This is a genomic window from Neobacillus drentensis, assembly GCF_021560175.1.
GTDB classification, from domain to species: Bacteria; Bacillota; Bacilli; order Bacillales; family Cytobacillaceae; genus Neobacillus; species Neobacillus drentensis_A.
The window spans coordinates 4,609,688-4,631,945 of the sequence record NZ_CP091110.1; the positions used below are offsets into that span (position 1 = coordinate 4,609,688).

At 39.6% G+C, this 22,258-nt stretch carries 27 protein-coding genes; 6 read left to right on the top strand and 21 right to left on the bottom strand.

The genetic code is table 11. From position 1 onward, the window contains the following. The 3 genes from L1999_RS22000 to L1999_RS22010 all read right to left on the bottom strand — a co-directional run bounded on the left by L1999_RS22000 (position 1) and on the right by L1999_RS22010 (position 3,595). Positions 1-2,328, bottom strand: a complete 2,328-nt coding sequence (locus L1999_RS22000) for a DNA internalization-related competence protein ComEC/Rec2 (protein ID WP_235740513.1) — start codon at positions 2,326-2,328, stop codon at positions 1-3. A gap of 95 nt (positions 2,329-2,423) precedes the next feature. Beyond that, positions 2,424-2,876 (bottom strand): ComE operon protein 2, encoded by a 453-nt coding sequence (locus L1999_RS22005; protein ID WP_235740514.1) that lies wholly within the window; start codon positions 2,874-2,876, stop codon positions 2,424-2,426. Positions 2,877-2,944: 68 nt separating this feature from the next. Continuing rightward, a complete protein-coding gene (locus L1999_RS22010) occupies positions 2,945-3,595 on the bottom strand; it encodes a helix-hairpin-helix domain-containing protein (RefSeq protein ID WP_235740515.1) in 651 nt (216 codons plus the stop codon). An 84-nt stretch (positions 3,596-3,679) separates the two neighbouring features. Between L1999_RS22010 and comER the strand changes: the two genes are divergently transcribed. Then, entirely contained in the window at positions 3,680-4,504 is an 825-nt protein-coding gene (gene comER / locus L1999_RS22015) for a late competence protein ComER (RefSeq protein WP_235740516.1), read from the top strand. A gap of 73 nt (positions 4,505-4,577) precedes the next feature. Here comER and L1999_RS22020 read toward each other — a convergent pair whose 3' ends face one another. Genes L1999_RS22020 through L1999_RS22055 form a run of 8 tightly spaced genes read right to left on the bottom strand, consistent with a single transcriptional unit; the run spans position 4,578 to position 9,623 of the window. Beyond that, positions 4,578-5,324, bottom strand: coding sequence for a class I SAM-dependent DNA methyltransferase (locus L1999_RS22020; protein WP_235740517.1), 747 nt, complete (start codon positions 5,322-5,324; stop codon positions 4,578-4,580). Next, complete coding sequence (rsfS, locus tag L1999_RS22025; protein WP_235740518.1) at positions 5,321-5,677, bottom strand: ribosome silencing factor; 357 nt, start codon at positions 5,675-5,677, stop codon at positions 5,321-5,323. The genes L1999_RS22020 and rsfS overlap by 4 nt, the downstream gene beginning before the upstream one ends. A 3-nt stretch (positions 5,678-5,680) precedes the next feature. Next, positions 5,681-6,247 carry a bis(5'-nucleosyl)-tetraphosphatase (symmetrical) YqeK gene (yqeK, locus tag L1999_RS22030; protein WP_235740519.1) on the bottom strand — a complete coding sequence of 189 codons (567 nt, stop codon included), beginning with the start codon at positions 6,245-6,247 and terminating at the stop codon, positions 5,681-5,683. After that, positions 6,216-6,806 carry a nicotinate-nucleotide adenylyltransferase gene (locus L1999_RS22035; protein WP_235740520.1) on the bottom strand — a complete coding sequence of 197 codons (591 nt, stop codon included), beginning with the start codon at positions 6,804-6,806 and terminating at the stop codon, positions 6,216-6,218. The genes yqeK and L1999_RS22035 overlap by 32 nt, the downstream gene beginning before the upstream one ends. Before the next feature lie 37 nt (positions 6,807-6,843). Further along, on the bottom strand, positions 6,844-7,134 hold the full coding sequence (yhbY, locus tag L1999_RS22040; protein WP_235740521.1) for a ribosome assembly RNA-binding protein YhbY: 291 nt from the start codon (positions 7,132-7,134) through the stop codon (positions 6,844-6,846). Further along, positions 7,134-7,967, bottom strand: a complete 834-nt coding sequence (gene aroE / locus L1999_RS22045) for a shikimate dehydrogenase (protein ID WP_235740522.1) — start codon at positions 7,965-7,967, stop codon at positions 7,134-7,136. Before aroE ends, yhbY begins: the two co-directional genes overlap by 1 nt. A gap of 30 nt (positions 7,968-7,997) precedes the next feature. Beyond that, a complete protein-coding gene (yqeH, locus tag L1999_RS22050) occupies positions 7,998-9,104 on the bottom strand; it encodes a ribosome biogenesis GTPase YqeH (RefSeq protein WP_235740523.1) in 1,107 nt (368 codons plus the stop codon). A 3-nt stretch (positions 9,105-9,107) separates the two neighbouring features. Continuing rightward, a complete protein-coding gene (locus L1999_RS22055) occupies positions 9,108-9,623 on the bottom strand; it encodes a YqeG family HAD IIIA-type phosphatase (protein ID WP_215043783.1) in 516 nt (171 codons plus the stop codon). Between the two features lie 496 nt (positions 9,624-10,119). Here L1999_RS22055 and L1999_RS22060 point away from each other — a divergent pair, with 496 nt between their 5' ends. Beyond that, the gene (locus L1999_RS22060) at positions 10,120-10,260 is read left to right on the top strand and encodes a sporulation histidine kinase inhibitor Sda (protein ID WP_215043785.1); all 141 of its coding nucleotides are present in this window, start codon (positions 10,120-10,122) and stop codon (positions 10,258-10,260) included. A gap of 91 nt (positions 10,261-10,351) precedes the next feature. Here L1999_RS22060 and L1999_RS22065 read toward each other — a convergent pair whose 3' ends face one another. Further along, positions 10,352-11,134: a phosphatidylserine decarboxylase gene (locus L1999_RS22065; RefSeq protein ID WP_235740524.1), complete on the bottom strand. Its 783-nt coding sequence runs from the start codon at positions 11,132-11,134 to the stop codon at positions 10,352-10,354. Positions 11,135-11,266: 132 nt separating this feature from the next. Here L1999_RS22065 and pssA point away from each other — a divergent pair, with 132 nt between their 5' ends. Then, on the top strand, positions 11,267-11,806 hold the full coding sequence (gene pssA, locus L1999_RS22070; protein ID WP_215043789.1) for a CDP-diacylglycerol--serine O-phosphatidyltransferase: 540 nt from the start codon (positions 11,267-11,269) through the stop codon (positions 11,804-11,806). 346 nt (positions 11,807-12,152) lie between these two features. Then, entirely contained in the window at positions 12,153-12,866 is a 714-nt protein-coding gene (gene sigK, locus L1999_RS22075; protein ID WP_101651908.1) for an RNA polymerase sporulation sigma factor SigK, read from the top strand. Positions 12,867-12,943: 77 nt separating this feature from the next. Here the strand turns inward: sigK and L1999_RS22080 are convergent, their stop codons facing one another. Both L1999_RS22080 and L1999_RS22085 read right to left on the bottom strand, forming a co-directional pair. Then, positions 12,944-13,900 carry a F510_1955 family glycosylhydrolase gene (locus L1999_RS22080; RefSeq protein WP_235740525.1) on the bottom strand — a complete coding sequence of 319 codons (957 nt, stop codon included), beginning with the start codon at positions 13,898-13,900 and terminating at the stop codon, positions 12,944-12,946. Positions 13,901-13,948: 48 nt separating this feature from the next. After that, the gene (locus tag L1999_RS22085; protein ID WP_235740526.1) at positions 13,949-14,629 is read right to left on the bottom strand and encodes a response regulator transcription factor; all 681 of its coding nucleotides are present in this window, start codon (positions 14,627-14,629) and stop codon (positions 13,949-13,951) included. Positions 14,630-14,847: 218 nt separating this feature from the next. Between L1999_RS22085 and L1999_RS22090 the strand changes: the two genes are divergently transcribed. After that, on the top strand, positions 14,848-16,647 hold the full coding sequence (locus L1999_RS22090; RefSeq protein ID WP_235740527.1) for a M3 family oligoendopeptidase: 1,800 nt from the start codon (positions 14,848-14,850) through the stop codon (positions 16,645-16,647). Between the two features lie 468 nt (positions 16,648-17,115). Here the strand turns inward: L1999_RS22090 and L1999_RS22095 are convergent, their stop codons facing one another. The 6 genes from L1999_RS22095 to mtnN all read right to left on the bottom strand — a co-directional run bounded on the left by L1999_RS22095 (position 17,116) and on the right by mtnN (position 21,094). Beyond that, the gene (locus L1999_RS22095) at positions 17,116-17,256 is read right to left on the bottom strand and encodes a YrzI family small protein (RefSeq protein ID WP_215043800.1); all 141 of its coding nucleotides are present in this window, start codon (positions 17,254-17,256) and stop codon (positions 17,116-17,118) included. A gap of 28 nt (positions 17,257-17,284) precedes the next feature. Then, positions 17,285-17,425, bottom strand: coding sequence for a YrzI family small protein (locus tag L1999_RS22100; protein WP_235740528.1), 141 nt, complete (start codon positions 17,423-17,425; stop codon positions 17,285-17,287). A 500-nt stretch (positions 17,426-17,925) separates the two neighbouring features. Continuing rightward, a complete protein-coding gene (locus tag L1999_RS22105) occupies positions 17,926-18,180 on the bottom strand; it encodes a YrhC family protein (RefSeq protein ID WP_235740529.1) in 255 nt (84 codons plus the stop codon). 142 nt (positions 18,181-18,322) lie between these two features. Continuing rightward, positions 18,323-19,456: a bifunctional cystathionine gamma-lyase/homocysteine desulfhydrase gene (locus L1999_RS22110; RefSeq protein WP_235740530.1), complete on the bottom strand. Its 1,134-nt coding sequence runs from the start codon at positions 19,454-19,456 to the stop codon at positions 18,323-18,325. 1 nt (position 19,457) lies between these two features. After that, entirely contained in the window at positions 19,458-20,381 is a 924-nt protein-coding gene (locus L1999_RS22115) for a PLP-dependent cysteine synthase family protein (protein ID WP_235740531.1), read from the bottom strand. A gap of 17 nt (positions 20,382-20,398) precedes the next feature. Then, positions 20,399-21,094: a 5'-methylthioadenosine/S-adenosylhomocysteine nucleosidase gene (gene mtnN, locus L1999_RS22120; RefSeq protein ID WP_235740532.1), complete on the bottom strand. Its 696-nt coding sequence runs from the start codon at positions 21,092-21,094 to the stop codon at positions 20,399-20,401. Positions 21,095-21,376: 282 nt separating this feature from the next. On the opposite strand from mtnN, the gene L1999_RS22125 reads away from it, so the two are divergent. After that, positions 21,377-21,580 (top strand): DUF2536 family protein, encoded by a 204-nt coding sequence (locus L1999_RS22125; RefSeq protein ID WP_235740533.1) that lies wholly within the window; start codon positions 21,377-21,379, stop codon positions 21,578-21,580. A 30-nt stretch (positions 21,581-21,610) separates the two neighbouring features. Here L1999_RS22125 and L1999_RS22130 read toward each other — a convergent pair whose 3' ends face one another. Beyond that, positions 21,611-22,243, bottom strand: a complete 633-nt coding sequence (locus L1999_RS22130; RefSeq protein ID WP_235740534.1) for a YrrS family protein — start codon at positions 22,241-22,243, stop codon at positions 21,611-21,613. Between the last annotated feature and the right edge of the window lie 15 nt (positions 22,244-22,258).

Consider the following 22,258-nt stretch of genomic DNA (forward strand, 5'->3'; position numbering starts at 1 on the left):
TTATGGCAGATAGGTTAAAAAGGTTCCGTTTCCACGAGAAAAAAGATAGGTAATAGCCCCTTGCTGGTCAGTACGGTATATTTTTGCTTTAACCGCTGCCAAACGATCTAGTACCTCCTGATGAGGATGTCCAAAACGGTTATGTTCACCGACTGAGATGAGAGCCGCCTTTGGCTTAATTTGATTGATAAACACCACAGCACTAGACGTTTTACTGCCATGGTGGCCAGCTTTTAATACATCAATCGTTAAATTTGGATACTGTCTTATAATTGCCTCTTCTCCCTCTTGGTCAAGATCCCCGCCAAAAAACCAGCTAAGACCTCCAATCTCGGCAACGATCGCGATTGAACCTCTATTTCGCTCACCTGTGAAGTTCTTTTTCGGAGACAGAATATAAAAATTATTTTCACCTTGTTGCCAATTATCTCCAGATGATACTTTTATAACAGGTATCCCTTGGCTCGCTGCTTCTTTTGTGATAAGCTGTTCTGTTTCAGAAGGCTCAGTAACCGATGGCATTAAAATCTGCTTGACCTTAAGCTCTGAAAGTATGGAGTTTGCACCGCCAATATGATCCATGTCCCCATGGGTCAGGATTAATTTATCAATCTTAGTAATACCTTTCGCATTCAAAAAAGGAACCACTACATCCCGGCCAACTTCATATGGTCTGGCCTGCTCTTTCCACCTTTCCTCAACAAAATTTATGGAACCGCCTGTATCAATCAGATAGTCGCCCCTTCCATGTGGAAAATGGATGAAAATACTATCACCTTGTCCTACATCAATCATTGTCACTTCCCCAGAAGGATTCAACCAATTCCAGCACGGCTGAATGGTAAGAAGCATGACCATAATTATAAATACATGCACCCTCTTTTGAGGATAAGCCCCTCTTTCCCATATATAAAAGGATGAAACGATTAGGATGATGTAAAGAATGGTGATCAAGTTAGGAGGTCTTCCCGGAGTAAAATTGGTGAAAGGCACATTCCCCAAAACCTGAATAAGCTTATTGGATAACTCAATCGTCTTTTGTACGAGGAAGATCAGTATCCCCGGGGTTGTTCCAGTCAGTAATTGAATCATAAATAGGACATAAACGGCAGGAAGATAAACGAAAGAAAATAGGGGGATATACAACAAATTAGCCGCAATCCCTATAAAGGAAAGTTGAAAATAGTGGTAAAGCAATAGCGGCATCGCGGACAGTTGTGCTGTCACAGAGGTAGCAATCATTTTCGCCCCATTCCCTTGCTGCCGTTTGAGAATCTTGGGGGCAGCAAGAATGATCGCAAAACTGACTAAAAAGGAAAGCTGGAAGCCATTATCAAAAATGATCATTGGCGAACCAAAAATATAAAGGAGAAAGGCCAAACTTAGAGCATCAATGGTTAAAAGCTTAAGATGATGCTTCCATTTTTCAGCGATTAAAATCAGGGCAATCATTAGCGCCGATCGTATAACAGAGGGGGAACTGCCTGTTAAGAGGACATAAACAGGTAAGAGGCCCAAAAGAAAATTTGTCATAAACTGTCTAGTCAGTCCGCATCTAAGTCCAATATAAAAAATCATCCCAATGAACAAGGAAACATGAAGACCGGAAATGGCCAATAAGTGGACAATTCCCGTCCGTTGGTAGTCACTTAATAATTCAGGGTCAAGGATATTGGTATCACCGAATATTAAGGCTGCAGACAACCCTGCAATTTCTGATGGAAAGTTCTTTTCTAGGTAGTTAATCCCTGTATAGCGAAGCTGTTTTACGAATGCGGACGGAGAGGATTTAATGGGTTTGCAATGATGAAAAGGGTTTTGTTGAAGATCAACGATCCAAAAAATTCCTTTCGTGGCCAAATAGCGCTGATAATTAAATCCATTCGGATTTTTAGCCACAGCCGATTTCTTTAATGTGCCTGTAATTTGGCAAATGCAGCCATAAGGGCTGTGACTTTGCAAAAGCTGTTTTTCCTCCTCCGAATTTATTTGGTAACGAAGCAGAACCTTTTCATTATAGAGTTGTTCCTTTCCTTGTACTTTTAATAGATTGCCATCAATGATGGGGTCTTTTATATATTCTATATAAAAGTTAGTCTTCGCAGGCGGAAGCTTTGAATGATTATGGACATAGACCCACTCTCCTTTAAGATAAAAGATAAAACCGATCAGGATGATCAGGACTATTTGGGATTGTTTGAACTTTTTAAGTTTAGCTAATGTAAGGAGAAATAGACAAGTTACGATAAGAAATGAAAAAATTGAAACAAGTGAACATAAAACACCTAAGAAGGCACCTAGAGCAATATAAATATATTTTCCGCTCATTTTTTTCTCCGTTTTTTGGGAATTTGTAGATACTGGGGAATCGTTATCGATTGATGGGTGGACGCCGGTCATTTTCCGGCGTCTTATAAAGAAGATTATTTACCAAGTTGAATCATGGGTTCTTTCAATTCAACCTTTTCAATTTTTACCTTGGCTTGTTCAAACAGTTCGATGGCGTAGGGATGATTTTTATAATCCTCCGCATAATAGACCGTTTTAATCCCTGCTTGAATAATTGCCTTACAGCATTGAAGACAAGGAAAATGGGTTACGTAAATTTCGGCATCAGAGGTCGGAACACCGAATTTTGCACACTGCAACAGTGCGTTCATTTCCGCATGAACCGTCCGCACACAATGATGATCAATCACATAACACCCTTTGTCAATACAATGATCTCCGCCAGCAATAGAACCATTGTAGCCGCCGGCAATAATTCGTTTATCTCTGACAATCGTTGCACCCACGGTTAATCTTGTACAAGTGCTTCTTAGTGCGAGCAGATGGCTTTGTGCCATAAAATATTGGTCCCAAGAAATTCGCTCCATGTTTCCCACTCCCTGCATAACTTTTCTTTTAAGTTTACTGGTACAGCCCTTTCAGGTCAATGGAAGTTTCATTTTACTACAATCAAATCCTTTAGCTTTTCAAACGTCTTATCCCCAATTCCAGTTATATTTTTTAAGTCGTCAATCGTTTTAAATGGGCCGCTTGTATTTCGGTATTCGATAATGGCCGCTGCCTTAGCCGGACCGATTCCAGGGAGATTCTGCAGCTCTTGTTCATCCGCTTTATTAATATTAACTTTCCCTTGCTTTTGACCTGTCCCGCTCAATCCAGATCCGCCGCTGCCAGCTGCTGTAGGTAAAGTACTTTCCGCTTCTCCCTTGCCTGGAATGTAGATGACCATTTCATCCTCCACATGCTCAGCAAAGTTAACTTGTGTTTGGTCGGCCTGGTTCGTTAATCCACCAGCTCGTCCAATTACATCAATGACTCTTTCTCCCGTGTTAGCTTGATAAACCCCTGGATGAGTTACTTGTCCCTTTACATCTACCATGATACTTTCAGGCTGATTAGCCGCTGGTGTGTCTTTCTTTTCAGCAGGTGCTTCGACAGCTTTTGTTAGGACCTCATCTTCCTGGCTGAGAGAAGTCAATGGGGCCGACTCCTCAGGACCTTGTATATAAAAATAATACAAGCCGCCAACAACCAGCAATAACACAACTGCAAAATGAATCTTGTGTTCCAGTAACCAATCTTTCATGATAATCCATCCTTTCTAAAGGTATATTTCACATTTCATTTTCATAATCTTATAAAAGAATACTGATGCGAAGGAGGGTCGATTATGAATATAGGCATTATCGGTACCGGTAATATGGGAAGAGTCATAGTGGAGGCTTTGATTGACGGAAAGGCCGCTTCCCCTTCTTCCTTGATGATAACGAATCGAACCAAATCCAAAGCCATGCTGCTTAAAGATAAATATAAGGACATATTAATTGGAGCAAATCCAGAAGAAGTTGCTGCACAATCTGATTTAATCTTTATTTGTATAAAGCCATTAGACATACGGAATATGCTTGATCAAATCAATCCCCATTTATCTCCTGATAAGTGTCTTGTTTCAATAACTAGTCCTGTCAGTACAAGCCAGATTGAAAATAGGGTATCCTGTTCAACTGTCCGAGTAATTCCTAGTATTACAAATCGGGCATTAGCGGGGGTTTCACTGGTTACGTATGGGGAAAATTGCAGCGACCATTGGAAAATGAAACTAGAAAAACTCATTTCGAAAATTTCTGTTCCGGTTTGTATTGATGAACGAATAACGAGGGTAGCTTCTGATATTGTTAGCTGTGGACCTGCTTTCTTTAGCTATTTGCTTCAGAATTTCATTAAAGCTGCGGTTAAGGAGACTGAAATTGATACAGAAACAGCGACTGTTTTTGCAAGTGAAATGATTGTAGGACTTGGAGAATTAATTAAACAAGGGCATTATACCCTGCCATCTTTACAAGAAAAGGTTTGTGTAAAGGGCGGAATCACAGGGGAAGGAATTAAGGTGTTAGATAGTGAGCTCGGACCAGTATTTGAACACGTCTTCCAAGCTACCCATGCTAAATTTAAAGAGGATTTAGAAAAGGTAGAAATTCAATTCTCAAAACAATAATTCGCTAATCATTTACAAATTCCTCTAATAAATCATAAAAAAAGCCATCTTTTTTGTAAAAAGATGGCTTTTTTTATTTTTTCTTGGCAACAAAGAAAATTCGTTCCGATTCCTTCGTTGGTTCGAACTGTTCAAAATCGGCACTAATCTCAAGTAATTGAAAGCCGGCAGTAGTTAACCAGTCAGAATATTGGCCGATCGGATACGTACGCTGATAATGAAGTTCGTCGATGCGATCATATTTCCCGGTCCGTTCGTCTAAAACAAAAAAACTTAATTCATGTTCAACGCTATTAGGATCTTCCCCGGGGAAACTATTCCAAATATAAGAAATTTTATCCTCATTTAAGGCGAAGGTTTGATTAATGAACACGTCTGTCATTTTATAGATCGAATGTACATCAAAAATAAACAATCCATGATCCTGTAAATGTTGATGTACATTCAAGAATGTTGATAGTACCTCTTCTTCTGTTTGTAAATAATTTAATGAATCACAAAAGATGCCTATGACATCAAATTGCCCTTGTCCTTCCAAATTTGCCATGTCCTGTTGAAAAAACGGGATTTTGACACCCTCTGCCTCGGCTTTTACCTGGGCTACTGATAGCATATCTTCTGATAAGTCTACCCCTGTAACATCAAGGCCTTGTTTGGCAAACCGAACAGAAAGTTCCCCTGTCCCGCAGGCTAGATCCAAAAGGCGGGTTGCTTCCACCTCATATTTGGCAAGCCTGTTTTTAACAAATGATACCCATTGATCATATGGGGCATCCTTCATAAGTTCATCGTACAGGTAGGCAAATTGCTCATAGCTCATGAATTTAACTCACTGAGGATATCAACATGCGGCGCATCGCCCCATAACCGTTCTAAATTGTAATAGCTTCGTTCATCACGGTGGAATACATGGGCAACTACATCTCCTAAATCAATTAGCACCCATCTTGCTTCGTCAAACCCTTCGATTCTTTTTACATCATAACCGTTCTCTTGGGCCTTGTCCTTCATTTCTCGTGCAATAGCCTGTACCTGTTTGTCCGAATTACCATGACAAATAATAAAATAATCGGCAATTAACGAGATTCCTTTCATATTTAAAGCTAATATATCTTCAGCACGTTTATCGTCGGCTGCTTTTACCGCAATCTTGAGAAGTTCTTGATTATCCATTCATCAGTCCTCCAGTTTTTGAATTAAATCATTATAGGTATAAAATGTTTCCGGATAAATCGTTTGATTTTTTTTCATTAAGAAAAGAATGGTATTTTGAATGGCCTTTACGAGTGCCTTTTCTAAACTTTCCTTTGCTATTTCTCTTACTTCCTCTACACCGGGGAAGTGTCTGCCCGGCTCAATATAATCCGCTAAATAAACGACTTTTTCCAGTAATTTCATATTAGGTCTTCCAGAAGTATGATAGCGGATCGCGTCCAATACTTCAGGATCACGGATACCGGCCTCTTTTTCTACCAGGTAAGCACCCACTGGAGCATGCCACAATTCAGTATTATATAAAAGTAAATCCTGCGGCAGTCCTTGTGACATGATCATTTCTTTCATTTCATCCTTTGGGCGAAACTTGGCATAATCATGAAAAATAGCCGCTATTTCTGCTTTCTTCACATCTGCTCCATATTTTTCTGCCAAGCTAATAGCTGTTTCCATTACCCCCAGCGTATGCTGGTATCGATGTTCCGTTAATTGGACTTTAACTATGTCTAAAGCTTTTTGACGTTCCATATAAATGTTTCTCCTCAATATAATCAATAACCGGATCTGGCAGCAAATAACGAACCGATTTACCTTTTTTTACTCTATCCCTGATCATACTAGAGGACACATCAATGGCTGGTACATCCACATATAGAACAGGGTAGTCCGTTTGGCGGCTGTATGAAGGTCTCTCAACCCCAACAAATTGGACAAGGTTAATAAGTATATCAATATCATGCCATTTCGGCAAATATTCAATCATATCGGCACCAATTATAAAGAAAAATTGATGGTCAGAATACTCAGCGTTAAGTAATTTCATTGTATCAACGGTATAAGAGGGCCCGTTACGATCGAGCTCGATAGGTTGAATGCTGAAGGCCGAATTTCCTGCAATAGCTAACTCGAGCATCCTGAGACGGTCCTCATCTTTAACCGACTCCGGTTTTTTCTTGTGCGGCGGTTCATGGTTTGGCATAAACCAAATTTTATCAAGCTCAAGTGCCGAAAGAACTTCATTGGCAATCAAAAGATGTCCATAATGGGGCGGATCAAACGTGCCGCCCAATATTCCAACTTTCTTCATGCAGTCGCCATCCTTTTCCTTGTTTAAGGTCCTTTTTTTATGGAAGAGTGATTGTTTTCTTTTCTGTAGACTCTTTATACAAGACAATCGTATTTCCGATAATTTGGACGATTTCTGCGCCTGTGCCGTTTGCCAGTTGCTCGGCTACTTCCGTTTTGTCTACCTCACAATTTTGCAGGATACTTATTTTAAAAAGTTCTCTTGCTTCCAAGGCATCTGCTATTTGCTTAATCATATTCTCATTTACTCCGCCTTTACCTACTTGAAAAATCGGATCTAAATGATGTGCCTTTGACCGTAAAAATCTTTTTTGTTTACCTGTTAACATTATTTTCCTCCTAGTTGTCCCAACACATTTTCTTTCATTCTTTGTATATCTGGAAATATCCCTGTCCATTTTTCAAAAGCTAGTGCGCCCTGATAGACAAACATATCAATACCGTTCTGTACGGTTGCCCCTATTTCACTCGCTTCATGTAAAAACCTTGTTTCAAGGGGGTTATAGATGATGTCACAAACAACAGTCTGCTTACTTAAATTTTTGAGACTTAAGGGCTGTTCCGTTATTTTTGGAGACATTCCGATCATCGTTGTTTGGATAAATAGATCATATTCACCTACAAGTTTGCCTGCTTCTTCAATGGTAAACGCCCTTGAGGAATTCGGATACGGACATTCCGCAATGAGACCGACGGCCTTTTCAACCGTGCGATTAGCGATGTCGATTTGAATAGGGTTTTCTTTGGCTAAGGTAAAGTAAATAGCTCTAGCAGCGCCACCTGCTCCAATCACTAATATTCTTTTACCTTTGACTTCAGAAACAATACCATTGAGCCCTTCTAAAAAACCTTCCCCATCCGTGTTGTAACCAATCAATTTTCCATCTTGATTAACTACGGTATTGACAGCCCCGATACTAGCGGCTAATTCATCCACTTCATCCAAGAAAGGGATGATGTTACTCTTGTGGGGAATGGTGACATTAAAGCCAACGGCTCCTAATGCTCTTAATCCGTTAACTGCATCGTGTAAGTCCTCATCCTTTACTTGAAAAGGAAGATAGATGGCATCCATGTTATAAAGCGAAAACAAATCATTGTGCATTGCCGGCGACATGGTATGCCCAATCGGATTCCCCAAAACTCCAAATAGCTTTTTCACCTGTTTCTCCACCCTGTTTACATATTCTCTTTAGATTAATGACCTTCGCATTAAAGTTTGGACGCCTTTTGGCACATAGGCGGCCACTTTTGCCCCCGGTTCATTAATCGTAATCCATCCCAGTCCAGAAAAAACAATATCTGTTTTTGCCTCTTTGACGGTAAATTCCTGTTTAACCAACTCCGGAAATGATTCTAATTCATCCGGTCCTGGTGGTGTCAGCAATTCCCCTACATGTTTTTCATAGAGACTGTCCGCATTTTCGATTTTTGTCCGGTGAATATTTATTTCGTTTGAAACGTAACAGACAAATGATCTTCGGCCACCCGAAATATAATCAAAACGAGCCAAGCCCCCGAAAAACAATGTTTGTCCTTCATTTAATTGAAATACCTTTGGCTTTATTTCCTTCTTAGGCGTAATAATTTTTAAATCCTTTTTATTAATAAAATGTGCCATTTGATGGTGATTGATGATTCCCGGCGAATCAATCAACGATTTTTCATCATCGAGCGGGATTTTGATAATATCTAATGTGGTACCCGGAAAATGAGAGGTTGTAATGACATCTTCTTCCCCCGTTACTTCTTTAATAATCCGATTAATAAAAGTTGATTTTCCAACATTCGTACATCCAACCACATAGACATCCTTACCATTTCGTAAAACATCAATGGCTGCGGCCGTTTCCCTAATATTTAATCCTTTTGCGGCACTGACTAAAAATACTTCTTCCGGTCTGAGCCCTAATTCTCTTGATTCATGCTTCATCCACTGAACTAACTTGGCATGCTTGACGGACTTTGGTAATAAATCGACTTTATTTCCCACAAGTATAACCTTATTGTTACCTACGAACCGGTGTAATCCTGGAAGCCAGCTTCCGTTAAAATCAAAGATATCGACGATCATGACAATAAGGGCATCCGTCCGGCCTATTTCATTTAATATTTTTAAAAAGTCATCATCGGTTAAATTAACATCCTGAACCTCGTTATAGTGTTTTAACCGAAAACATCTTTGGCATATAATTGTTTCCTTCTCTAATGCGGAAGAAGGGGCATAACCCATTTCATTTGGGTTTTCAGTTTGGACTTTTATCCCACAGCCCATACAGATATATTCTTGATCACTCACTGATTAATCCTCCCATTGAAGCATTCCTTTTTTACGGAACCAATTTAAAATCCTTCGTTCCGCAAACCGATTGAATTTTGTCCAAAACCCATCGGATGAGGCGACAGGAACAACCAAGATCGTATGAAATCCGCTGCGGTTTCCACCCAGTACATCCGTTAATAATTGGTCTCCTATAACAACTGCCTCTTCCTTTTTAATTCCCATTTGTTGAACAGCCCGGTGAAACGCAGGCCCCATAGGTTTCCGTGCTCTATAAATAAACGGTATCTTTAGCGGGTCTGAAAAAAACTTGACCCTTTCTTCATTGTTATTGGAAACAATGGTTACCAGGATATGATGTTTTTTTACTTCATCAAACCATTTTATTAATTGAGGAGTGGCACTAGGACGGTCCCATTCCACCAAGGTATTATCCAAATCCGTAATAATCCCTTTAATCCCTCTTGCTTTTAATTCTTCAGGTGAAATATCGAGAATGCTTTTCACATGTTCATTCGGTAAAAATTGTTTCAACACTAAGCGTACACCTCATTAGCTCTAAATAAAATGATGGATGTAGGACCACCATTTTCTTTTCTTGTACCATCATAACCAATTTCCCCCCTTGTTTCAAAAGAAAAAGTGAAACAGGACGAATTTAATCAACAAAAACACTTTATATCTTATTATCCTTCATATATCGACAATACATGAGATTCAAATACAATTACTTTTTGATTAATTTAAAGGATTTGCCTTTTGCAGGTATTTATATAAATACTTTTCGACAAATTCCAACATTCCCACCTTCTGTGGATAACCTTATTAACATTATACCCATTGAATAATTTACATTTTATTACTTTATAAACAAATTAATCACAAGTTATCCACTTGAAACTGTGGATAACGAGAACGATTGTTCTAAAGGAATTAATTTGGTAGATTTAGGTTACAGCATTTGAACTTACCAATTTATGTTTTGTTCTTATAAAATAGAACCATTTATTCTAAATCGGAAGGGGATTCTGATATGCGGAACCTGTCAGATGAATTATTAATTGAATCATATTTTAAAGCAAGAGAGCTAAACTTAAGCCCGGAATTTATCGGTCTCATTGAATCTGAGATGCACCGACGCTCTTTATACAATAAAATTAAAAAGTCTTCTTAATTGTGATACCTGCCCCTTTTGAGGGCTTTTCTTTTTTTACAGCGTAAATAACTACAAACGAACAACGGCGCCAGTAAAGCGCCGTTTTGAATTACTTTACTAGCATTCCGAGTCTTTCCCCAACCTTTAGCTCTTGCGGGGTATGAAGGGTTTCATCCATTTGAAAAGTACCTTTTTCAAATAAAAGGACCACTGTCGAACCAAAACTAAAGTAAGCCATTTCCCCGCCTTTTTCCAGCTCACTGCCTTTATGAGTGGTCTCAATTGAATTTACAAACATTGCTCCAACCTTCACGATGGCAACATGACCACCGTTTGTTTTCACTTCGGTTATGACTCGATAGTTTTTAGATAGGGCTTGCCGTCCGTATTTTAATCCCCATTTATTAACTGGGTATGATTTTGAGCCAAGCTGCCATTGTTTAGTAACAGTCCCATTGACAGGACTATGGATTCGATGGTAGTGGCTTGGACTCAAATATAAAACCATATATGTACCATTCAGATACTTGACCAAGGTATCAGGATCACCGAGCATCTCACCAATTGAATAGGTTTTCCCTTTGACAACGATGTCACTGGTTTCTTTAATGTTCCCTACATCTTCCAAAACGGCATCAACAGGGCTGACTACTGAATCAGCCTGTTGGTCAATTGCCCTGGCCTCTTTTTTTAACGTCCTCACAAATAGATCATGCAAGGTTGGATAATCAGACAGTCCTTTATCCATTTCCTCTAGATTTAATTGATAAATCCTTGCGAAGGATGGGACAACAAAACGACTGACCGGCGAACGGGCAAACTTTTTTAAAATCCCAGATGACCACCTTCCATTGGTCAATTCTATTAATAGCCGATAAAAACCTTGCAACATGATAATACCCCCAAATAGTGTAAAAATACTCTTTACGGAATGACATAAAACCCGTAGAATTAAATATTATAGAATAATCTAGCTTAAAAATATATTCCCTTCTGTTTTTCAAAAAAAGGAGTGGTGTGGAGAATGTTTTTATTGGATGTATTGGATCTCACAATAAAAAAACTGAAATCGCAAACAGCAAATGTTATTACCATAACAAACCTTTCACTGGGCGGATTTGCAATCGTGCTTGGTTTACATGGAAATTTACGTTTAAGCTTATTGCTCATTTTCATTGCCGCTCTGGCCGATCGCTTTGACGGCATGGTCGCCAGAAAGTTTAATATTGAATCTGAGTTAGGCAAACAATTAGATTCCATGAGTGATATTATATCATTTGGAGTTGCACCAGCACTATTACTATATCAAGGTATTTTATCTGAATTTGGCGGACCTGGTTCATTTTTCACCGTATTTTACATCGCCTGCGGTGCTTTTCGACTAGCACGATTTAATGTTACGGAAAGTAACGGTTATTTTACTGGATTACCCATAACGGCGGCTGGCTGCCTGGCAACCTTAAGTTTTCTGGCAATCCCCTACCTCCCTTCACAAACCTTCTTGTTTATTATGATTATTTTATCATTTCTAATGGTAAGTTCCTTTAAACTAAAAAAAGTATAATGGTAAAAATACTTCAAAAAAAAGTGACCTTTTTAGCGGCAAGCTAGAGGGTCATTTTTATTTTTTGGCAATGTGAATTAAGATTATTTATTTAACACATCTTGATTGAAGCGGAAGGCGCGCAGACTCCTGCGGGAGTACGGAGCAGGGGAGACCCCACAGGCGCATTAGCGCCGAGGAGGCTCCCCGCTACGCCCGCGAACCGCTCGCGCCTGGAGCGGAAATCAACAACCAAGTAAACACACCTTTTTATAAATAAAATTAACAGGACAGACACAATTTTTTGTTTTTTTCATAGGAATTAATAAGTGGGCTAAAGTCCAATAAAGCACGGGGGTGGACGTAGATGACTGGAATCTTAACAGCTCTCGGATATTTAATGAAGGAATTTTTATTTCTTGTTTCTTATGTAAAAAATAATGCCTTTCCCCAGCCCCTCTCTGCGGCGGAAGAAAGAAAGTATTTACGGTTAATGGCAGAAGGGGATGCACACGCACGTAATATGTTAATTGAACACAATTTACGACTTGTCGCTCATATTGTAAAAAAGTTCGAAAATACCGGCGAGGATTCAGAAGATTTGATTTCGATTGGAACTATAGGTTTAATCAAGGCAATCGAGAGCTATTCAGAGGGGAAAGGAACAAAACTTGCAACCTATGCAGCAAGATGTATTGAAAATGAGATTTTAATGCATCTAAGGGCGCTAAAAAAGACGAAAAAGGATGTTTCACTGCATGACCCGATTGGTCAGGATAAAGAGGGCAATGAAATTTCATTAATTGACGTGCTGAAATCCGAATCAGAAGATGTAGTAGATACCATTCAACTTAACATGGAGTTAGAAAAAATCAAGAAATATATCGAAGTACTTGATGACAGAGAAAAGGAAGTGATTATTGGCCGCTTCGGCCTGGATTTAAAAAAAGAAAAAACGCAGCGTGAGATTGCTAAAGAGTTAGGAATATCAAGGAGCTATGTCTCGAGGATTGAAAAACGGGCATTGATGAAAATGTTCCATGAGTTCTACCGTGCTGAGAAAGAAAGGAAGAAGAGATAACCCCATTTGAAAGCGAATAATAATAAAGGATTGTTCCAAAAGAGCAGGATTTCTCCTCCTGCCCTTTTGGTTTGGATTTATTTATTTTTACCGTCCGACAACAAATTGTTCCAAGTTTTCCCGCCATCAGTGGATTCATATAGGTCATTTTTGTATGTTGTAAAAGCGATCTGGTTAGTATTTTTAGGATTAACAGCCAAATAAGTAATGGGATTATCATAATCAAGGAACGGAATAATCAGATTAGCCTGTTCACCTGTTACGGGTGAAATCGTTTTTAATAGAATTTTCTCATCTTCCACACTGGAAAAAAGAAGTGAATCGTCACTGAAGGTTAATGCTGTTACCATAAACGGCCCTGTGATTAGTTTCATGGTGTTCCCGTTATCGGTTGAAAAATAGATACCCGATCTTGTTGACATGGCCATGGTATTTCCATTAGTCGGATGAACCGCCATCATCCCCATAGAATCAGCAGAAAAATTTTTAAAAGCACTTTTCTTCCATGTCTTCCCGTTATCGGTCGAATAGTTTACACCGAGATTGACAGGACCACTTTGCTCTTCACCAATTACATATAGTCCATTTCCTGTGTAACTAGCCGCCGTAAAATGAAAGTTTGCTTTGTCATAAAAAGCCAGCTTCTGAAGGGTTTTCCCCTTATTAACACTTCTTACTAGACCGAGCGGGTCCTTCAAGCCCGAACCTTTTTGCGGATGTCCACTGGCTATAAACCCCGTTTCAATCGCCTGAAACCCAATGTAGTCATGTTGATTTGTTGTTGTTTTGTACCATTTTTTATCTTTATAAAGTTTTAAACCATCATTTGCGGCTATATATAGAGCGGTGTCGTTGCCAGGATAGCCAATCCCGCGGATATTTTTTAGCTTCAGGTCCCCTGCCTCCACGATATGAAAAGGCGCTTTACTTTTCGAACTCGTTACTTTTTTCTCCTGACTCTGATTAGTGCAGCCTGATGTAATTAGCACTACTCCTAAAAGAACAGCAAGAAAAATTTTACTATTAAGCTTCATATTATCCTCCTAATAAGAATTCATATTAAACTATGAGATATTTTTTTGTTAGAAATCGTTATCCATCCACTTATACCCCACTCCCCATACGGTTGTCAAATAATCCTCCACTGGAAAACCAGCTTTCCGTAATTTATCACGTAAATTACGGACATGGGAATCGATCGTCCGATCCTCAGTCAGTGCAGCATAGCCCCAAATCGTTGTTAAGAGATGTTCACGCGTAAATACTTTATTTTTGTTTTTTAATAAAAGAGCCAACAAGGAAAATTCCTTTGGCGTGACCGAAATAGGCTGCTGTTTATAGGATACCTGGAAGGAATCTTCGTTTAAGCTTAATTCGTTAAAGAACACCAAACCACCAGACGCCTGTTTCCTTCTTAAAACAGCCTCAATTCGAGCAATCAATTCATCTTCATCAAATGGCTTAGAAATATAATCATCTGCACCCATGTTTAACCCTTTTATGATATCTACTTTCTCACTGCGCGCCGTTAACATGATGATGGGGATGTCATATTCTTTTCTAATTTTTACACAGGCATCCCAGCCGTTCATTTCTGGCATCATGACATCTAATAAAAGGAGATCTGCTTTATCTTCGTGCAAGTACTGAATGGCCCCCGCTGCGGAGGTTTTTTTTATACATTGATACCCTTTTGGTGTTAAATAGAGGGATAGTAAGTCTAGCATTCTTGATTCATCGTCCACTAGCAAAATCTTGGTCACTTGATTTCAACTCCAGCTTTATAAATGTTGATAAAATTATACTATAAACAAGACCACAAATTTCTAGATTTATTTGTATTAAATGGGACAAACCGTTTGCCAGCCGGCATAGTTGTTCTCAACCTTACTCGCATCGGTCATTTTTATAAAAGTGAAAGTTAGAGAATTTTTCGATAAATGATTATAATGTAAAAGGACATAATTGAGGAGGTACAACGATGACAGTCAATACATATTCAGAAGTATGGAATCTTGATGTATTTTTTCCAGGAGGAAGTGATTCTGAAGAATTAGAAAAATTTTTGGTTCAAACGGAGGAAAGTATTAAAAGGTTGGAAGAAAAGGTAAATAATTGGACACCTGTTAATTCAGTCGAGGACAGCCAATACCTGCAGGAGCTCTTACGTAATTTAGAAGAGGCAGCAAAGCAGTTAACTCAGGCAGGAGCGTTTATTGGCTGCTTATTAGCACAAAACACAAAAGATAAAAAGGCGTATTCTCTTGATGCCAAAGTAACGAGTTTGGGGGCTGTATTTCAAACCGCATTAGGTTCGCTGGACTATCAATTAACGACGATTGATGATTCTGTCTGGGAGCAGTTAGTTGCTAAGAAGCCGTTAAAAGAATTTAGCTTCGTATTAACAGAGAGCCGAGAAAAGGCTAAAGAGAAGCTTTCAAAAGAAGAAGAAGCAATAATCAGCATGCTTGAAGTTGACGGCTATCATAGCTGGGGTCAACTATACGATTTAATTGTAAGTAAAATTAAAATCCCTTTTAATGAAAACGGTATGGAACAACAACTTTCCGTTGGCCAAGCTTTTAATAAATTCTCAACCCCCGACCGCGAAGTTCGGGCTGCGATTTTTAGGAAATGGGAGCAAGCCTGGGGAAATCAAGCAGACATTCTTGCCAAAACGCTTAATCATCTTGCCGGATTCCGGTTAAGTGTTTATCAAAAACGAGGCTGGGAAGATGTTTTAAAAGAGCCGCTCAGCATTAACCGGATGGAAAAAGTCACGTTGGAAACGATGTGGTCAGTGATCTCGGAATCTAAACAAAAGCTCGTTGATTACTTGGAGCGCAAGGCTAAACTATTAGGGCTAAAGAAGTTATCCTGGTTTGATTTAGATGCTCCATATGGTAAAACAGAAACAAAGGTACCTTATCAAGAAGGGGCCAAATTCATTGAAGAGAACTTTGCCCTGTTTGGCGAAAAGCTCGCTGCTTTTACGGAAAATGCTTTTCTCGAACGCTGGATTGAAGCGGAGGATCGCCCAGGGAAAGCACCTGGAGGTTTTTGTACTGATTTTCCTGTGAAAGAACAATCACGGATATTTATGACCTATTCCGGTACGCCCTCCAATGTCTCTACACTAGCACATGAACTCGGACATGCATTTCATTCCTATGCAATGCGGGATGTTCCCTATCTTAATTGCAACTATGCCATGAATGTGGCAGAAACAGCCTCGACCTTTGCCGAAATGATTGTTGCAGATGCGGCTGTAAAAAATGCTAAGGACGAAGAAGAAAAACTGGTTCTATTAGATGATAAAATCCAGCGGACGGTTGCTCTGCTCATGAATATCCATGCACGCTTCTTGTTTGAGGTTAATTTTTATCAAGAGCGAAAACTTGGTACTGTGGCTGCAGATAGAATCAGTGAATTGATGTTGGCTGCCCAAAAAGAGGCTTATGGCGATGCGTTGGAGGAATATCACCCACTATTTTGGGCTTCAAAGCTGCACTTTTTTATCACGGATGTACCGTTTTATAACTTTCCCTATACATTTGGCTACCTTTTCTCGCTGGGTATTTATGCTCAGGCACTTGAAGAAGGCAAAGGGTATGAGGAAAAATACATTGCCCTGTTAAAAGACACTGCCTCCATGAAGGTAGAGGAGTTAGCACGAAAACATTTACAAGTGGATTTAACACAAAAAGATTTTTGGGAAAAAGCAGTAGGCACATGTCTGGCAGATATTGATGAGTTTATTAAGCTTACAGAAAATAAATAATAAATTCATAAAAAATGAGCATTGGCCGTATATGTGCCAATGCTCATTTTTCTTCTTTATTCTACACTAATCTCTGCTGAAATTACGCATCCAATCGCCCCAGTAATAACGAGAGCCATAACAACCATAAACATCATCTTCTCCACCCCTTAGAGATCGGTATATTCTAATTTGAATTTACCATATTTTCATAGTACCAATCTTAAGGAAAATTGAACATTTTGTTAACACTCATATTGCTGTTACCGACTGGCAACAAATTATCTCGTGATTAATTCGTGTTTTTGGTTGTTTTCAGCAGTTTAAATAGTAATGATAAAAATAAGGGGTGCAGCGGCATTTGTTCTACCTCCTATTTTTTCTTGACTAGGTGGTATCTTTCATACCCCATAAGCTAGCTCCTCGGCCTTGCATTAGAAAAAACATCATATAAAAAACCACCTTTCTTCGCGTTATTTTTAGCTGCAACTACATCATGCGATACATTGAGATTTGCCGGTCTTTATTTTGTTCATAAAGCTTTTCAACCATCTCTTGATGGGCAGCTTCTTGTGTGCTGATTTTTCGTTTAGAGATGGTAATCGTTAAAAATAAGATATTTAGCGTCATTTTGTTTCACATCCTTTTTCAAGCAAAATTACATAAAACGATACATGGAAATTTGCCGATCTTTGTTTTTTTCATACAGTTTTTCAATCATTTCCTGTTCAGCCGCTTCTTCCGGGCTATAACTCTTTTTTTTGATTGTAATCGAGAAAAATAGAATATTCAGGGTCATGGACAATACCTCCTTAAATGAGTTTTCTGATAACAGCCAAGCCTAAAGACCGAATGCTCTAAGGCCACAGTTTTACCTTATGCCAAACATATCCATATAGCTCATAAAAAGGGCACAAAAAGGCCGCAGAAAGATATCCCCCTGCGGCCAAGTGAAATTTAGGCACAAAAATACCGCAAGGCGTCATTCTCCCTGCGGCATGGATATGTATTGTCACAGTACGCAAATAAATGCGCTAAGCAATCCATTCCAATCTGGTCGAATGCGTGTTATTCAAATATGCTGTTTTAACTTCAACGCCAGTTGACGCGGGTGTATTTGCAGTTGGATATAACATCATTGTCTTCGACCTCCTTTGGAATAATTAACTTCATATGGTAATTATATCCACGCTAACTAACTTTGTAAACCTTTTTAGCAAACTTTTTGATAAATAAGCAAACTGCCCTTTTATGAAAAGCAAAAAGGCGCCCCAATTAAAAATTGGGTGCGCCTGCCGTTTAATTATATAAATCCTCATTCTCATCTATTTCTAACAGCTTTAGTTGACATTGCTTCGCCTGGATAAAAAACAATATGGACAATGCTATAAATGATGTAGAAGCAAGGACCATCAAATTTAAAGTAAATTCGGTTTTCGTCACAACCGGAATGATAACTCCAAAATAAAAAAAGATTCCAACAGCCAATAAGACAGTTCCGAAACGTTTAAAATCGACCATTTTCTCATACAACACCTTCGTTTGCTGCTTCACTACTTATCACCTGTCTTTCTTAAAATCTACTAACCTACTTTACCATAGAAATCTCAGCTAAACAGTATGTAAATATTAGAAAAGGTGACAGGCACCATGTGAAAATTTCACATGGTGCCTGTCACCTTTGGTTTTGTTGATACTATTTTAATGCTTGCGATAGGTCTTCGATTAGGTCTTCGACGTCCTCGATGCCGACGGAGATTCGTACTAGGCCTTCGGTGATGCCAAGTTCGGCTCTTCGTTCAGCAGGGATTGAAGCATGTGTCATACGTGCTGGTACGGAAATAAGGCTCTCGACTGCTCCAAGGCTTTCTGCCAATGTAAAGTACTTGATTCTGCTCAGGAGCTGATCTGCATTTTCCCCGCTGCCAACATCAAAGGAAACCATGCCGCCAAACCCTCGGCCTTGTTTTTTAGCAATCTCATGATTCGGATGGGTTTCAAGGCCCGGGTAGAATACTTTGTTGACCTTCGGATGGTTTTGTAAAAACTCGACAATCGCCTTTGTATTGGCTTCCGTTTCTTCCATTCGAATTCCTAATGTTTTAATCCCGCGGATTAATAACCAAGAATCCTGTGGTCCTAACACCCCGCCAGTAGAGTTCTGCACGAAATGGAGATCTTCTGCAAGCTTGTCGCTGTTTACTACGGCTAATCCAGCTACCACATCACTGTGACCGCCAATATACTTTGTCGCACTATGAAGAACAATATCCGCCCCAAGCTCAAGTGGATTTTGCCAATACGGAGTTGAGAACGTATTATCTACGATGGTCAGCAAATGATGCTCTTTTGCAAGCTTTGACGCAGCTGGTATATCGGTAATCTTCAAAAGCGGATTCGTCGGTGTTTCAATATAAATCGCTTTTGTATTTGGCCGGATTTCACGCTGTATATTGTCTAAATTACTTGTATCAACAAAGGTGGAATCAATTCCAACCCGTTTTAACACCTTTGTCAGCACACGGAACGTCCCACCATAGACATCGTCTGTGATGATGACATGATCCCCACTGTTTAACAGCATAAAGACAGCTGTAATCGCGGCCATTCCAGATCCAAAAGCAAAACCTGCTGTACCTCCTTCAATTTCCTTAATTAGCTCTTCTAGGGCGTGTCTGGTTGGATTTCCTGTTCGGGAATATTCAAATCCCTTATGGCCTCCAACCCCTTCCTGCTTATAGGTACTTACTTGATAGATTGGGAAAGAGACAGCGCCTGTAGCAGGGTCTTCACTGATTCCGCCATGAATTAATCTTGTCTTCGGTTTCAAGCTATATTCCTCCCTCAAAAATCTTCTTACTTAAATAACGTTCACTACCATCCGGAAAAATAACGACGATATTGGTCCCTGCTTTTGCAGTCCTTGCCTCCTCCAAGGCAGCATAGAAGGCTGCACCTGAAGAGCTTCCACAAAGCAGTCCCTCCTGCATAGCTAATTCCTTTACCAGACGAAAGGAATCATCATCTGAAACGGTATAAATCGTATTAAAATAAGCGGGATCCATATAGCCTGGTAAAAATTCCATTCCTATTCCCTCTGTCTTGTGAGGTCCGGTCTCTCCCCCGTTCAATATAGATCCTTCTGGTTCCACGATCACAGTCTTAACGGCTTGGTTCTGATCTTTTAAATACCGGGCAGTCCCCATAAAGGTTCCGCCAGTACCTGCTCCAGCCACAAAAACATTGACATACCCATCCATTTGTTCCCAAATTTCAGGTCCCAGTGTTTTGTAATAGGTTTCAGGGTTAGCCGGATTCCCAAATTGCCGCGGGTAATAGGCGCCTGGGATTTTTTTTAGAAGCTCCTCCGCTTTCGCAATCGCTCCTTTCATCCCTAGCTCTGTGGGGGTATGGACGACCTTAGCTCCCAACGCCTTCATTAATTCTTGTTTCTCGATACTAAATTTCTCTGGTACACACAAAATAACCTGCACGCCTTTATTAATCGCGGCAAGAGCCAGGCCAATTCCGGTATTTCCAGCAGTGGGTTCAATGACAGTACCGCCAGGCTTCAGTTCCCCGCTCGAAAATGCCTCTTGTAAAAGTTCGATTCCAAGGCGGTCCTTGACACTTCCCCCAGGGTTCATGAATTCAAGCTTTGCAAAAATACGAACGCCTTCAGGCAATGAAAATTGTGTAATTTCAACCATAGGTGTATGCCCAATTAATTCATGGACGTTTTTGTAAAACTGCATTGCTCCACCCCTAAATACTATTTTAAGGCAGCGACCATTTTCATAACCAAAGTAGCCGAATTAGTTGCTGCTTTGTCGATAAACTGATCGAATGAGATCTCAGACTCTTTTCCAGCAATGTCGGAAAGCGAACGAATAATCACAAATGGAACTCCGAAACGGTGGGCCACTTGCGCAATGGCCGCAGCTTCCATTTCTACCGCCTGAAGGTCCGTAAATTTCGACCGAACAAACTCAACCCTGTCCGGGTCTTCCATAAAGGAGTCACCTGTTACGATTAATCCTTTAACAATTTGAAAATTTTCCAGTTCTTTCGCCGCAGATTCAGCCACAGAAATTAATTTGTCATCCGCTAAAAAAGCGGCAGGAAGCTGTGGTACCTGGCCATATTCGTATCCAAAGGCCGTGACATCGACATCATGATGACGAACTTCTGTTGAAATAACGGCGTCCCCTACGTTTAAAGAAGGATTATAGCCACCTGCTGAACCGGTATTGATGATACAATCAGGCTTAAATTTTTCAAGCAGGATCGTCGTCGACATCGCTGCATTTACTTTTCCAATTCCCGAACGAAGTAAAATTACCTCTGAATCATGCATGTTACCAAATGTAAACTCGCAGCCGGCAACCGTTTCTTGTGTTTGATTCTTGATATTTTCTCGTAGTAAGGTTACTTCTTCTTCCATTGCTCCAATTATAGCGATCTTCATGATTGACCTCTTTCTTTTTTGAACCAGCCATTAACCTGGAAAACAAAAACATGTAAAACGTGATTGCTTTATTGTATTCAGTTATGTAGTGTCGGGTTAGTGCTGGCACTTGTTTTTTATTTTCGCATTTATACGATTATAATCTTCCTCTGATTTCGATATCGTATCCGCAAACCCTATTCTATCACCATTTAAAAACAACCTGCTAGACTAATGACAAAGCAATTGTATACAAACAAGAAAATAACTAAAATGAAACATAGGGAAAGGGGGATTTACTTGATGAATTTTCATCTCGACTTTATTGAGGATAAGGTAGAATTTTTCGAAGCCACTAATTTACAGACCTTACAGAAAAAGATTGAATTACAAATTGATGAGAATCGTGCCATTATGTTAGCCGTACACTCTGTTTCACATCAAATGCATGTCAACGAAAACGGTCAAACTTATTTTACAGCTGTTGTGCACTTTAAAAAGAAATAGGATGGTGCTTGAGCGCACCATCCTATTTTCTTATTGTTGTTCAACCTTTGTAGGGACATAGCCTTGGCCATCCACCCATTTTAAATAAACCTTAAATTTCTGTTTCGTATCTTTAGCAGTAACTGTCCCAATGGCTGCATTAGTAGTAGACTTATCACTGCCAAGCCAATTTACGGTCATATTGCTTTGGTCAACACCTGTTGCCTTGGAAATGGCAGCTAACATCGCCTGCCAATCTTCACCCTCAAATGTCATTTTATGCTCGCCTGTTTGAGTTGTAGAAGAACTTCCATCATCCGTAACACCTGCCTGTGTATCCTCTGGCTGTTCAGGTGTGGTTGTTTCTTCGGCTGCCGTTTGATCCTCTGAAGAAGAACTGTCATCACTTGAGACAGTGTCGTCCTTTGTGTTGTCCTCGGTTGTTGCTTCTTTATCAGTTTTTGCTTCTTTATCGGTTGTTTTTTCTTTAGCTGTAGTTTTTGTTTGTTCCGTTTTTGTACTTTTCGTTTTTGACGACGAAGCATTGTCATTTCCTGATGAAAATATATTATATGCAACAAAAATAATTAATAGCAGGACAACCACAATCAAAGTATTTAAAACGACATTTGTTTTTTTTCGTTTCGCTCGATAACCAGAACGAGAATTGGAATCTTTGCTCAAAATTTTTCCCTCCTA

Excerpts from the sequence above, each read along its gene's own strand:
- L1999_RS22000 (WP_235740513.1), bottom strand. The coding sequence starts at position 2,328 with ATGAGCGGAAAATATATTTATATTGCTCTAGGTGCCTTCTTAGGTGTT.
- L1999_RS22005 (WP_235740514.1), bottom strand. The coding sequence starts at position 2,876 with ATGGAGCGAATTTCTTGGGACCAATATTTTATGGCACAAAGCCATCTG.
- L1999_RS22010 (WP_235740515.1), bottom strand. The coding sequence starts at position 3,595 with ATGAAAGATTGGTTACTGGAACACAAGATTCATTTTGCAGTTGTGTTA.
- comER (WP_235740516.1), top strand. The coding sequence starts at position 3,680 with ATGAATATAGGCATTATCGGTACCGGTAATATGGGAAGAGTCATAGTG.
- L1999_RS22020 (WP_235740517.1), bottom strand. The coding sequence starts at position 5,324 with ATGAGCTATGAGCAATTTGCCTACCTGTACGATGAACTTATGAAGGAT.
- rsfS (WP_235740518.1), bottom strand. The coding sequence starts at position 5,677 with ATGGATAATCAAGAACTTCTCAAGATTGCGGTAAAAGCAGCCGACGAT.
- yqeK (WP_235740519.1), bottom strand. The coding sequence starts at position 6,247 with ATGGAACGTCAAAAAGCTTTAGACATAGTTAAAGTCCAATTAACGGAA.
- L1999_RS22035 (WP_235740520.1), bottom strand. The coding sequence starts at position 6,806 with ATGAAGAAAGTTGGAATATTGGGCGGCACGTTTGATCCGCCCCATTAT.
- yhbY (WP_235740521.1), bottom strand. The coding sequence starts at position 7,134 with ATGTTAACAGGTAAACAAAAAAGATTTTTACGGTCAAAGGCACATCAT.
- L1999_RS22060 (WP_215043785.1), top strand. The coding sequence starts at position 10,120 with ATGCGGAACCTGTCAGATGAATTATTAATTGAATCATATTTTAAAGCA.
- L1999_RS22065 (WP_235740524.1), bottom strand. The coding sequence starts at position 11,134 with ATGTTGCAAGGTTTTTATCGGCTATTAATAGAATTGACCAATGGAAGG.
- pssA (WP_215043789.1), top strand. The coding sequence starts at position 11,267 with ATGTTTTTATTGGATGTATTGGATCTCACAATAAAAAAACTGAAATCG.
- sigK (WP_101651908.1), top strand. The coding sequence starts at position 12,153 with ATGACTGGAATCTTAACAGCTCTCGGATATTTAATGAAGGAATTTTTA.
- L1999_RS22080 (WP_235740525.1), bottom strand. The coding sequence starts at position 13,900 with ATGAAGCTTAATAGTAAAATTTTTCTTGCTGTTCTTTTAGGAGTAGTG.
- L1999_RS22090 (WP_235740527.1), top strand. The coding sequence starts at position 14,848 with ATGACAGTCAATACATATTCAGAAGTATGGAATCTTGATGTATTTTTT.
- L1999_RS22095 (WP_215043800.1), bottom strand. The coding sequence starts at position 17,256 with ATGACGCTAAATATCTTATTTTTAACGATTACCATCTCTAAACGAAAA.
- L1999_RS22100 (WP_235740528.1), bottom strand. The coding sequence starts at position 17,425 with ATGACCCTGAATATTCTATTTTTCTCGATTACAATCAAAAAAAAGAGT.
- L1999_RS22115 (WP_235740531.1), bottom strand. The coding sequence starts at position 20,381 with ATGCAGTTTTACAAAAACGTCCATGAATTAATTGGGCATACACCTATG.
- mtnN (WP_235740532.1), bottom strand. The coding sequence starts at position 21,094 with ATGAAGATCGCTATAATTGGAGCAATGGAAGAAGAAGTAACCTTACTA.
- L1999_RS22125 (WP_235740533.1), top strand. The coding sequence starts at position 21,377 with ATGAATTTTCATCTCGACTTTATTGAGGATAAGGTAGAATTTTTCGAA.